The organism is Streptomyces albidus (ex Kaewkla and Franco 2022) (assembly GCF_013870515.1).
GTDB lineage: Bacteria > Actinomycetota > Actinomycetes > Streptomycetales > Streptomycetaceae > Streptomyces > Streptomyces albidus.
This window is the reverse complement of the sequence record NZ_JACBXA010000184.1, coordinates 1-12,053: the sequence shown is the minus strand read 5'-3', so window position 1 is coordinate 12,053 and position 12,053 is coordinate 1. Positions and strand designations below refer to the sequence as shown.

General features: G+C 71.2%; 6 protein-coding genes and 1 pseudogene. 6 read left to right on the top strand and 1 reads right to left on the bottom strand.

Annotated features, from left to right (window positions below; translation table 11 throughout):
• From H5J26_RS22485 to H5J26_RS22460, 6 genes and pseudogenes are all read left to right on the top strand, one after another.
• Window positions 1-247: pseudogene (locus H5J26_RS22485) on the top strand (hypothetical protein); the annotation flags it as partial.
• 212 nt (window positions 248-459) lie between these two features.
• On the top strand, window positions 460-1,302 hold the full coding sequence (locus H5J26_RS22480; RefSeq protein ID WP_181767747.1) for a nitrilase-related carbon-nitrogen hydrolase: 843 nt from the start codon (window positions 460-462) through the stop codon (window positions 1,300-1,302).
• Complete coding sequence (locus H5J26_RS22475; RefSeq protein WP_181767746.1) at window positions 1,302-2,654, top strand: aspartate aminotransferase family protein; 1,353 nt, start codon at window positions 1,302-1,304, stop codon at window positions 2,652-2,654. The genes H5J26_RS22480 and H5J26_RS22475 overlap by 1 nt, the downstream gene beginning before the upstream one ends.
• The gene (gene hydA / locus H5J26_RS22470) at window positions 2,651-4,057 is read left to right on the top strand and encodes a dihydropyrimidinase (RefSeq protein ID WP_181767745.1); all 1,407 of its coding nucleotides are present in this window, start codon (window positions 2,651-2,653) and stop codon (window positions 4,055-4,057) included. The genes H5J26_RS22475 and hydA overlap by 4 nt, the downstream gene beginning before the upstream one ends.
• Before the next feature lie 43 nt (window positions 4,058-4,100).
• The gene (locus H5J26_RS22465) at window positions 4,101-5,102 is read left to right on the top strand and encodes a TIGR03842 family LLM class F420-dependent oxidoreductase (RefSeq protein WP_181767744.1); all 1,002 of its coding nucleotides are present in this window, start codon (window positions 4,101-4,103) and stop codon (window positions 5,100-5,102) included.
• Between the two features lie 144 nt (window positions 5,103-5,246).
• Window positions 5,247-6,821 (top strand): NCS1 family nucleobase:cation symporter-1, encoded by a 1,575-nt coding sequence (locus H5J26_RS22460; protein ID WP_181767743.1) that lies wholly within the window; start codon window positions 5,247-5,249, stop codon window positions 6,819-6,821.
• A 10-nt stretch (window positions 6,822-6,831) separates the two neighbouring features.
• On the opposite strand, the gene H5J26_RS22455 is transcribed toward H5J26_RS22460, so the two are convergent.
• Window positions 6,832-12,039 carry a pentapeptide repeat-containing protein gene (locus H5J26_RS22455; protein WP_309238025.1) on the bottom strand — a complete coding sequence of 1,736 codons (5,208 nt, stop codon included), beginning with the start codon at window positions 12,037-12,039 and terminating at the stop codon, window positions 6,832-6,834.
• Between the last annotated feature and the right edge of the window lie 14 nt (window positions 12,040-12,053).

The following is a 12,053-nucleotide window of genomic DNA, read 5'->3' as shown; positions in this document are numbered from 1 at the left end:
GCCGCAGATCGCGGAGGCCGCCGTCCTGTTGCACAGGGCGGGCCGCCGGGCCGAGGTGACGGAGCTCCTGGCGGCACTCATCCGCTCCCGTACGCCCGGTGAGGCGGCCGGCGTCGCCCACGCCGAGCCCGCGGTTCTCGTCGGCGCTCTGCTGGACGCGGCGGGCGCTCTCTCCGCGGACCACTACCGCGGCGTCGCCAACGCACTGCGAGGCGCCGGGCTTCCCGGGGTGCCGGAAGGACGGTGACCCGCCTCCGGCGCATCGCCGCTGGTCACGCGCGGTGGCCCCACATCCCGTGCATCGCAGGCGGGGGACCCGCATCGGCCCCCGGAAACAAGATCGATCGGGCGACGTAACGTCGATGCCCTTGCCACCGTGCGTGACCCGACCTACGGTCACATTCTCACGTGGATCTACGCGTGTCGCATAGCCCTGACCTCCCGACAAAGGAGTTGCTCATGCCCGATGTTGTGCGCGCCGCCCTAGTACAGGCGACATGGACCGGCGACACCGACTCGATGATCGAGAAGCATGAGCAGTATGCACGTGAGGCCGCCCGGCAGGGCGCCCGCGTGATCGGCTTCCAAGAGGTCTTCAACGCACCGTACTTCTGCCAGGTCCAGGACGCCGAGCACTACAAGTGGGCCGAGGCCGTGCCGGACGGGCCGACGGTGCAGCGCATGCAGGAGCTCGCGCGGGAGACCGGCATGGTGATCGTCGTGCCCGTCTTCGAGAAGGAGCAGTCGGGCTTCTACTTCAACACCGCAGCCGTCATCGACGCCGACGGCACCTTCCTCGGCAAGTACCGCAAGCACCACATCCCCCAGGTCAAGGGATTCTGGGAGAAGTTCTACTTCAAGCCGGGGAACCTGGGCTGGCCCGTCTTCGACACAGCCGTCGGCAAGGTCGGCGTCTACATCTGCTACGACCGCCACTTCCCGGAGGGCTGGCGCGCTCTCGGCCTGGCCGGAGCCCACCTGGTCTACAACCCGTCGGCCACACACCGCGGTCTGTCCTCATACCTCTGGCAGCTCGAGCAGCCCGCCGCCGCCGTCGCCAACGAGTACTTCGTAGCGGCAATCAACCGCGTCGGCCAGGAGGAGTACGGCGACAACGACTTCTACGGCACGAGCTACTTCGTCGACCCGCGCGGCCAGTTCGTAGGTGACGTCGCCAGCGACAAGGAGGAGGAACTCCTCGTCCGCGACCTGGACTTCGGCATGATCGACGAAGTGCGCGAGCAGTGGGCGTTCTACCGCGACCGCCGCCCCGACGCCTACGAGGGACTGGTGCAGCCCTGATGAGCGCCGACGAGACCGCGGGCCGGCCCGCCATCCACAGCACCCTCCACGAGCGCCACCGCGCCGTCCTGCCCGACTGGCTCGCGCTCTACTACGACGAGCCCATCGAGATCACGCACGGCGAGGGCCGGCACGTCTGGGACGGGGAGGGCAAGCGCTACCTCGACTTCTTCGGCGGCATCCTCACCACCATGACCGCGCACGCGCTGCCGGAGGTCACCAAGGCGGTCAGCGAGCAGGCCCAGCGCATCCTGCACACCTCCAGCCTCTATCTCGACCGCCCCATGGTGGAGTTGGCAGAACGGATCGCCGCGCTCTCCGGCATCCCCGACGCCCGCGTCTTCTTCACCACCTCCGGGACCGAGGCGAACGACACCGCGTTGCTGCTCGCCACCACGCACCGCCGCTCGAACCAGATCCTGGCGCTGCGCAACAGCTACCACGGCCGCTCCTTCTCCGCCGTCGGCATCACGGGCAACCGCGCCTGGTCCCCGACCACGCTCTCGCCGCTGCAGACGCTGTACGTGCACGGCGGTGTCCGCAGCCGCGGCCCGTACGCCGAACTGGACGACGCCGACTTCATCGAGGCCTGCACGGCCGACCTGGAGGACATGCTCGGCCAGACCGGCGGTGACGTCGCCGCCCTGATCGCCGAACCGGTCCAGGGCGTCGGCGGGTTCACCTCGCCGCCAGACGGTCTTCTCGCCGCCTTCCGGCAGGTGCTGCAGGAGCGCGGCATCCTGTGGATCAGCGACGAGGTCCAGACGGGCTGGGGCCGTACCGGCGACAACTTCTGGGGCTGGCAGGCGCACGGACAGGCGGGTCCGCCCGACATCCTCACCTTCGCCAAGGGCATCGGCAACGGCATGTCGATCGGCGGCGTCGTCGCGCGCGCCGAGGTCATGAACTGCCTCGGGGCCAACTCCATCTCCACCTTCGGCGGCAGCCCCATCACCATGGCCGCCGGCAACGCCAACCTCAACTACCTGCTGGAGCACGACCTGCAGGGCAACGCCCGCCGCGTGGGCGGCCTGCTGCTGGAGCGGCTGCGCGCCGTCGCGGCGGGGCTCGGCATCGTACGGGAGGTGCGCGGGCGCGGCCTGATGGCCGGCGTCGAACTCGTCGAACCGCACACCGACACGCCCTCGCCGCGTGCTGCCTCGCTGGTGCTGGAGGCCGCACGCGAGAGGGGCCTGCTCATCGGGAAGGGCGGCGGCCACTCGACCAGCAGCGTGCTGCGCATCGCACCGCCGCTGAGCCTGACCGTCGCGGAGGCGGAAGAGGGCGCCGCGATCCTGGAGCACGCCCTGCGTACGGCCAACACCGAGCTCGGAGGGGAAAGCACTCAATGACGCACACCCGTACGGTCGTTCGCGGCGGTCTCGTGATCACCGCAGCCGACGAGACACACGCGGACCTCCTCATCGAGGACGGCCGCATCGCCGCGGTCGCCGCCACCGGCAGCACCGTCGCAGAGGGCTGGAGCGCCGAGCGGACCATCGACGCCACCGGCAAGTACGTGATCCCGGGCGGCGTCGACGCGCACACCCACATGGACTTCCCCTTCGGCGGCACCTTCTCCTCCGACGACTTCGAGTCGGGCACCAGGGCCGCCGCCTGGGGCGGTACGACGACCATCGTCGACTTCGCCGTTCAGACGAAGGGGCACGCCCTGCGCGAGGGGCTGGACCGCTGGCACGCCAAGGCTGACTCGAAGTGCGCCATCGACTACGCCTTCCACATGATCCTCTCCGACGTGAACCAGGGCACGCTCAAGGAGATGGACATGCTGGTGGAGGAGGGCATCACCTCCTTCAAGCTGTTCATGGCCTACCCCGGCGTCTTCTACAGCGACGACGGTCAGATCCTGCGTGCCATGCAGCGCACCGCCGCCAACGGCGGGCTGGTGATGATGCACGCCGAGAACGGGATCGCCATCGACGTGCTCGTCGAGCAGGCCCTGGCCGAGGGCCGTACCGACCCCAGGTACCACGGCGAGGTGCGCAAGGCGCTGCTGGAGGCGGAGGCCACGCACCGCGCCATCCAGCTGGCGCGGGTGGCGGGTTCGCCGCTGTACGTCGTGCACGTCTCGGCCGAGGAGGCCGTCGCCGAGCTGGCGTCCGCGCGGGACAAGGGCCTGCCCGTCTTCGGGGAGACCTGCCCGCAGTATCTCTTCCTCTCCACCGACAACCTGGCCGAGCCGGACTTCGGCGGCGCCAAGTACGTCTGCTCCACGCCGCTGCGTCCGCGTGAGCACCAGGCTGCCCTGTGGCGTGGGCTGCGTACGAACGACCTGCAGGTGGTCTCCACCGACCACTGCCCGTTCTGCTTCGTGGGCCAGAAGGAGCTCGGCCGGGGCGACTTCTCCAAGATCCCCAACGGCATGCCAGGCGTCGAGCACCGGATGGACCTGCTCCACCAGGCCGTCGTCGACGGCCACATCTCGCGCCGCCGCTGGATCGAGATCGCCTGCGCGACGCCTGCCCGCATGTTCGGGCTCTACCCCAAGAAGGGGAACCTGCAGCCCGGTTCGGACGCCGACGTCGTCATCTACGACCCGCAGGCGGAGCAGACGCTCTCGGTGGAGACCCACCACATGAACGTCGACTACTCGGCCTACGAGGGCAAGCAGCTGACCGGACAGGTCGAGACGGTGCTCTCCCGCGGCGAGACCGTCATCGACCGCCGCACCTACGCCGGCCGCGCGGGGCACGGCCAGTACACCCCCCGCGGCCTGTGCCAACTCCTGGACTGACGCGCACGGCTGACAGGGCAACAGGCACCTGAAAGGACTTGGCATGGACTTCGGACTCGTACTGCAGACGGACCCTCCCGGCTCGAGAACCGTGGGCCTCATGCGCCGCGCCGAGCGCAACGGGTTCAACTACGGCTGGACCTTCGACTCGGCGGTGCTGTGGCAGGAGCCGTACGTCATCCACAGCCGCGTGCTGGAGCACACCGAGCGGCTGATCGTCGGCCCCATGGTCACCAACCCCGGCACCCGGTCCTGGGAGGTCACCGCCTCCACCTTCGCGACCCTGAACGAGATGTACGGCAACCGCACCGTCTGCGGCATCGGCCGCGGCGACTCCGCGATGAGGGTGGCCGGCCGCAAGCCGAACACCCTCGCACGGCTGAGTGAGGCGATGTCCGTCATCCGTGACCTGGCGGAGGGGCGGGAGGCCGTCATCGACGGCACGTCCCTGCGGCTGCCGTGGGTGAAGGACGGGAAGCTGCCGGTGTGGATGGGGGCCTACGGGCCCAAGGCTCTGGCGATGGCGGGCCGGGAGGCGGACGGCTTCATCCTCCAGCTCGCCGACCCGTATCTGACGGAGTCGATGGTCAAGGCCGTGCGGGTCGCCGCAGCCCAGGCCGGCCGGGACCCTGACGAGGTGACCATCTGCGTGGCCGCCCCCGCCTACGTCGGCGACGACATCCAGCACGCCCGCGAGCAGTGCCGCTGGTTCGGCGGCATGGTGGGCAACCACGTCGCCGATCTCGTGGAGCGCTACGGAGCGGAGTCCGACATGGTCCCCACCGCGCTCACCGACTACATCAAGGCCCGTAAGGGCTACGACTACGCGCACCACGGCCGGGCCGGGAACCCCGACACCGCGTTCGTTCCCGACGAGGTCGTCGACCGCTTCTGCCTGCTCGGTCCCGCCGAGGCGCATGTCGAGAAGCTGCGCGTGCTGCGGGAGTTGGGCGTCGACCAGTTCGCCGTGTACGCCATGCACGACGCGACGGAAGCCACCATCGACGCCTACGGAAGAGACGTCATCCCGGCGCTGGCCGACTGACCGTGTTCCGGGCCCGTTCGGTCCGGATCACCGCGGGCCGGCGGCGCCCCTCCGTCCGGGAGGCGCCGCCGGCCGCATCCGTCGGCCGCTCACCGACACAGAACCGTCCGAACGAACCGCCCTAGCCGAAGAGGTGTGTGTGCCATGACCGGGACCGCTCCGACCACCGACGAGGGACCGCAGAGCGGTCCGGGCCCAGGGGCCGCCGGCCAGTTCACGCATGCCGACGGCCGCGTGGAGCTGACCGACGGCGCCATACCCGAGGGCAGTCGCTTCGCGAACGCCGACCTCCATCCCGTGCCGATGGCCGAACGGCACTGGACGACCTACAACTTCGCCGCCGTGTGGGTCGGCATGGCGCACAACATCCCGTCGTGGCTGCTCGCTTCGGGGCTCGTCGCCCTCGGGATGGACTGGAAGCAGGCCGTCTTCACCATCGCGCTGGCCAACGTGATCGTGCTGATGCCGATGCTGCTCACCGGGCACGCCGGGCCCAAGTACGGCATCCCCTTCCCGGTGTTCGCGCGCGCCTCCTTCGGGGTGCGGGGAGCCAACCTCCCGGCGATGATCAGGGCGGCGGTGGCCTGCTGCTGGTTCGGCATCCAGACGTGGATCGGCGGCCAGGGCATCTTCATCCTGCTCGGCAAGATCTTCGGCGACTGGACGAAGGCCTCGCAGATCGGCGGGCAGCCGTGGACGCTGTGGGTCTGCTTCGTCCTCTTCTGGGCGCTCGAACTCGCCATCATCTACCGGGGGATGGAGGCGCTGCGCCGGTTCGAGAACTGGGCGGCGCCGTTCGTCATCGTCGGCGCGCTGGTGCTGCTGGCCTGGATGGCCGTCAAGGCGGGCGGTCTCGGCCCGCTGCTCGACCAGCCCTCGGAGCTCGGCTGGGGCGCCGAGTTCTGGCCGGTCTTCTTCCCCGCGCTCATGGGAATGATCGCGTTCTGGTCCACGCTGTCGCTGAACATTCCCGACTTCACCCGCTTCGGAGCCGGCCAGCGCGCCCAGGTCTGGGGGCAGTCCCTGGGTCTGCCGACGACCATGACCCTCTTCGCGCTGCTGTCGGTCTTCGTCACCTCCGGCTCCCAGGCGGTGTACGGGACGACCATCTGGGACCCGGTCAAGCTCGCCGCGAAGACCGACAACGTCTTCGGCCTGCTGTTCGCCCTCGTGACGGTGCTGGTCGCGACGATCTCGGTGAACATCGCGGCGAACGTCGTCTCACCCGCCTACGACCTGGCGAACCTCGCTCCGCGGTTCATCAACTTCCGTACGGGCGCGCTGATCACGGGTGTCGTCGGCGTGATCATCATGCCGTGGAAGCTGACCGAGACGCCCGAGCTGTACATCTACACCTGGCTCGGCACCGTCGGAGGCCTGCTCGGCACCGTCGCCGGCATCCTCATCGCCGACTACTGGGTGCTGCGCCGCACCCGCTTGCTGCTCGCCGACCTCTACCGCGAGGACGGCGTGTACTGGTACAGCGGCGGCTGGAACCTGCGGGCGCTGGCAGCCTTCACCGTCGGCGGGCTGCTCGCCGTGGGCGGCTCCTACTCCGCCAAGGGCAAGGGCCCCTTCCCGGCCGACGGCCTGATTCCCTTCCTCCAGCCGCTGGCCGACTACGGCTGGGCGATCGGCATGGCGGCTTCACTGCTGGTCTACATGGGGCTGAGCGTCGTGAGCCCGCCGCGCGGGGTGGCCAAGTCCACCCCGCAGTAGGCAGCCGGCGTCACAGCTCCGCGTCGAGGGAGAGGCGGTGGACGCCGGGGAGATAGTCGTCGAGTTCCCCCGGCGCGAACCGCGTCATGCCCACGACGTGCCAGAACTCGCCCGCCACGTCGCCCTCGTACTTGTAACCGCCGCCCGGTGTCAGGGCCGCCCAGCCGCCCGTCACGCCGATGAGTGTGCCGCGCAGCCCGGGCTCTGCCGGCTCCGCCGCGCCCTCGGCACCGGGCGCGGCGGGGAGGTTCCACAGCCGGACGGTTCCGTCCTCGCCACCGCTGGCCAGCAGCGAGCCGTCCGGGCTGAAGGCGAGGGCCAGCACGCGGCCGGTGTGGCTGATCAGCCTTGAGGTCAGCACGCCGGTCTCCGTGTCCCACAGGCACACGGTCCGGTCGTCGCCGGCGGTCGCCAGCAGCGGACGGGACGGGTGGGACGCGGCGGCCCACAGCCTGCCGCGGTGCCCGCGCAGCACGTGGCGCGCCTCGCCGTCCTGCCAGATCCGGGCGGTGCCGTCCCAGGAGGCGCTGAGGACGACGCCGTTCGCGGCGCCGAAGGTGACGGAGTACACCCGGTCGGTGTGGCCTTCGAGTTCCGCGACGAGCTCGCTGGTGGCCGGGTCCCACAGCCGTACTCGGCTGTCGTCGCAGCCGGTCGCGAGCAGTCCGCCGTCGGCGCGGAAGGCAATGGAGCGCACCCGGCCGCGGTGCTGGGTCAGGGTGGAGACGTGGGCGCCCGTGCTGCGCCACCACAGCCGCACCGAGTCGTCGTCGTTGGCGGTGGCGAGGAGGTCGCCGTCCGCGCTGAAGGCCTCGGCCCAGGTGTGGTCGGTCTCGACGTCGATCTCCCGCAGGTACTCGCCGTTCGCGGCGTTCCACAGGTAGACGTCGCCGTCGTTGCTGGCCGTACCGAGGACCGGCCCGGCGGGACTGAAGACGGCGGAGACCAACCGGTCGCCGCGTCCTGAGAGTTCGACGGTGCGCCGGCCCGTGCGCGCGTCCCACATCCGTACGACGCCGTCGTTGCCGCTGGTGGCCAGGCGGGTGTTGTCCGCGCTGAAGGCGAGCGTGTTGATCCGGCGGCCGTGGCCGCGCAGGATCCGCTTGCCCTGCCCTCTCTCCGCGTCCCAGATCTGCGCGCCGCCGTCGTTGCCGACGGTGAGGAGCTGGCTGTCCTGCGGACGGAACGCACAGCCCCACGCGGAGCCGCGGTGCTCGACCGGCTGTTGGGGCATGAGCGTCACCGAGTACCGGCCCCTGCCGGATGCCACGCGCCACAGCCGGACGGTGCCGTCGCTGTCGCAGGCGGTCAGCAGCCGTCCCTCGTCGCCGAAGAGCACCTGGTACACGCCGCCCGTGCAGCGCTCCAGTGCCCCGGCGGGAGCTCCGACGACGGGGTCCCACAGCCGCACCTGGCCGTCGGTGTCTCCGCTGACGAGCAGGTTGCCCTCGGGGTGGAAGTCGAGGGTGTAGACGGGACCCGTGTGGCCGTCGAACTCGTGCAGCAGCCGTGCGTCGGCCAGGTTCCACACCCGCACCGTCCCGTGTCCGCCCTCCCCCCGGTCGCCGGTGGCCAGAAGGGTGCCGTCGGGGCTGAACCTCGCACGGTAGACCGCCCCGCGGTGCCCTCCGAGCGTGCCGGTGCACAGCCCTGTCCGGGTGTCCCAGATCCGCAGCTCGGCGCCCGCGTCGCCGGTCACGAGGATGCGGCCGTCGGGGGAGAAGACGGCGGTGTAGACGGGCGCGGTGTGTCCGGTGAGCCGGTGCAGGGGCTCTCCGGCGGCCACGTCCCAGAGAGTGACCAGACCCTCGGCGTCACCCGTGGCCAGCAGCCGCCCGGCCAGGTCGAGGGAGACCGGCCAGACCCCGCCCGGGTGGACGTCCAGCTTGTGCAGGCAGCTGCCGGAGACGGGGTCCCACAGCCGGACGCAGCCGTCGGCCCCGCCCGTCGCGAGGACGTCCGCACGGAACTTGACCGCGTAGACGCGTCCTTCGTGCCCGTGCAGGGTACGCAGCGCACGTCCGCTGTCCGCGGCGCACACCAGCACGCCGCCGTCCTCGCTGCCCACGGCGAGGAGTTCGCCCTCGGGGCTGTAGGAGATCGGCTCGGGCAGCCGGCTCGTACGCATGTCGAAGCCGTACGGGACGCCTACGGCCGCCGGACGGAGACCTGCCTCGACCGGCATGCCGGGCGCGACGGCGGCCGTACGCAGCTCGGGGGCGGAGCGCACCTCCGGGTCGGTGACCGTGTCGATGAGGGCGGCCCGGTTCCACTGGCTCCCGGTGAGCAGGGCGCCGCGCAGGTCGGTCCTGGTGAGCCCCGCCCTGCGCAGGTCGGCGCCCCTGAGGTCGGCGCCGCTGAGGTCGGCCTGGTCGAGCCGCGCGCCGACGAGCCTGGCGTCGCGGAGCACCGCGCCGGAGAGGTTGGTGCCCAGCAGCCGGGTGTCGGTCAGGTCGGCGCCGGTGAGGTCCACACCGGAGAAGTCGCGCGCGGAGAGGTCCTCGCCGCTGAGGCGGGCCCCGCGCAGGTCGGCGTCGGCGGGCACACGCAGCCGGTCGATCACCCGGACCGCGTTGGCGCGGGCCGCCTCACTCGTGCCGGGGCCGGGGGAGTTGAGCACGTCCTGGACCCACGCGGTGCACAGCTCGTGCTCCGCGAGGTCGCAGAAGAACTCGACCGCGAGCTGACTGAGGGGACGTGCGGAGAGCAACGTGCTCTCGCCCCGGGCCAGTTGGGCCGCAGCCTCGCGTGCCACGAGCCATTCGACGACCGAGCCGTGGATGAACTGGAAGAGCCCGTCCTCGCTACGCACCAGCAGGCTGCCGGCACCCACGGCCTGCGCGCTCTCGGGAGTGGAGAGCGTGCTGCCGTCCGCGAGACCGCTCAGCGTTCCGGCCACGGTCTCCGTCAGCTCGTCCAGACGCAGCGCGCTTCTGCCGCTCTCCCACAGACGCTGGGCCAGCGCCGTCACCGCTGCCCAGAGGTGGTCCGCGCTCAGCCCCGGCGCTGCGCCCGGTCCGCCCTGGCCGCGGCGCTCCTCGAAGAAGAGCCAGGCGGTGAAGACGTCCTCGTACAGCCCGGCGGGGCTCAGCGCACGGCCCGCACCGGCGACGGCGCGCAGCTGGTCCGGGTCGAGGTCGGCGACGAAGCTGAGCAGCCGGGGATTGCCGCACAGCGCCAGCAGGTCCGGGATGTTCTGCAGCAGCCGGAAGCGCTGCTCTGCAACCTCCTCGCCGCCGTAGCGGTTGACGAGGTAGGCGTGGATCTGGTCCGGGACGAAGCCCTCGATGGACAGTATGCGCCGCTGGGGCAGCATGCCGACCCGCTCGCCGAGCGCGGTGAGGATCTGGGCCTGCGACTTGAAGTGCTGGGTGCGGCTGCTGACGACGATCTTGGCGTTGTCCACGGACGCGTCGAGCAGCACCTGGAGATGGTCGGCCGCACGGTCGTAGCTGACGCGGTTGACCAGTTCGTCGAAGCCGTCGAAGAGCAGGACGACCCGGCCCTGCCCGAGCATGTAGCGCAGGGCGCGCAGGTCGATGGTGTCGACGCCGTTGCCCGCGAGATGGGCGGCGACCAGTCCTTCGAGGCTGTGCGCACGGTCGAGCGTGTTCAAAGGGATGAGCAACGGCGTCAGATGCGGCAGCCGTTCGGGGATGCGGCGCGCCAACTCCCGCAGGGCGAAGGTCTTTCCGTGCCCGAAGTCTCCGAGCAGCAGCATGAACCTGCCGTGGTCGGCCTCCAGGCTCTGGAGCATGTTCTCGACGAGGCCGTCGCGTTCCTCGCTGTCGGGACGCTCGGTGTCCCGGTAGCGCTGGGCGAGGTAGAGCCCGGGGGCGTAGCGCTCGTCGGCGGCGAGCCTGGCGGTCTGGGCGGTGACGTACGCACGCAGGTCCAGCAGCCCCTGGAACTCGAGGAAGCTGCGCACCCGGATGCCGCGGCGTCCCGCGCGCTCCCGCAACGACCGCTCCGGCGCGGGCCCTTCGTGGACCACCTCGGCCTCGGAGCCGGCGTCCGTGGCGTGCGCCTGCTCGATGAAGCGGTCGAGTTCGTCGTCGGTTGGGGTGCCGGGGTGCACGGCGATGCGCTGCTGCCGTACCACTCCCTCCTCGTGCCACGTGGCGATGATCTGCGTCATGTCCGCGCTTTCGGAGCGGGGGACGTCCCGCAGGCGCACGCCTTCGCGGCGGGCCCGGCACACCTCCCTGACGCGTTCGGCGAGCGAGTCGGCGGGCTCCTCGACGGTCCGGTTGTCCTCCGGCTCCGACTCCTCGGCGGGGGCGGCCGGTTCGTCCGGTGCGGCGAAGATGCGGTGCGCCCGGCGCCAGTCGGCCGGGAAGTCGGCGGGCTCGGCGCCGCCCTCGTCCGTCCAGCGCGTGACGCCTTCGGCGGTGACGCGGAGCAGCTCGCACCGTCCGGGCGCCGCGGAGCCGAAGAGGGGCAACTCGCCCGCGGAGAAGGGCAGTCGGGAATGGACGGGGTCCGCGGACGTCGTGCGGGGGCCGCCGCTGGGGCCGTGCAGCACGAAGTGCAGGCGGCGCGCCGTGAGCCGGGCGAAGTCGTCGGCGTCCCGCAGCGGACCGGGCCCGCCGGAGGCCTCGCCCGGCCGGGGACGGCTCTGGACGAGCGGATGCCGGAGCACCCCGATCCTCAGCCAGCCCTCGTCCTCGTACGTGCGCAGCGCCTCGGCGAACCAGGTCGCCTGGTCGCGGCCCAGATACCCGTACTTGTCGTCGGGGCGGTGGCTGAAGGCGATGGAGGAGTTGAACCCGGCGACGACGGTGTGCAGTTCGGGCACGGGGAAGAGGGTCCAGGGCTGGTCGCTCTCGAAGACCGTGTCCATGCCCTGGTAGAGGTCGCGGAACAGCCTCGTGTAATGGCGCCACTTGGGCCAGTACGGGGGCTGCGGCGCGACCTCGTCGGCCTCGCAGGTGTGGAAGTAGCCCAGGCAGGCGGCCTGGCTGACGTCCTGCGGGCCGGGCACGGCCACGACCCGCTGCGGCGGGAGGTCCAGCTGGGAGCGCAGGCCCGTGAGGAAGCTGAGGGCCTGGTCGCACTCGCGCGGACTGCCGGACGCCGTCAGGTCGCCGCTGACCACGAGGAGATCGGGGGTGGGGGCGCCGGCGTCCTTGAGCTCGACCAGATCGCTCCAGATCTTCCTTCGCAGCGTGTCGGGTTCGCGGCCGCGGCCGAAGTCCGGCCCGGCGACGTGCAGCACGGTCAGGGAGCCCT

What these genes read in the sequence shown, in the direction of transcription:
- H5J26_RS22480 (WP_181767747.1), top strand. Translation starts at nt 460, where the DNA reads ATGCCCGATGTTGTGCGCGCCGCCCTAGTACAGGCGACATGGACCGGC.
- H5J26_RS22475 (WP_181767746.1), top strand. Translation starts at nt 1,302, where the DNA reads ATGAGCGCCGACGAGACCGCGGGCCGGCCCGCCATCCACAGCACCCTC.
- hydA (WP_181767745.1), top strand. Translation starts at nt 2,651, where the DNA reads ATGACGCACACCCGTACGGTCGTTCGCGGCGGTCTCGTGATCACCGCA.
- H5J26_RS22465 (WP_181767744.1), top strand. Translation starts at nt 4,101, where the DNA reads ATGGACTTCGGACTCGTACTGCAGACGGACCCTCCCGGCTCGAGAACC.
- H5J26_RS22460 (WP_181767743.1), top strand. Translation starts at nt 5,247, where the DNA reads ATGACCGGGACCGCTCCGACCACCGACGAGGGACCGCAGAGCGGTCCG.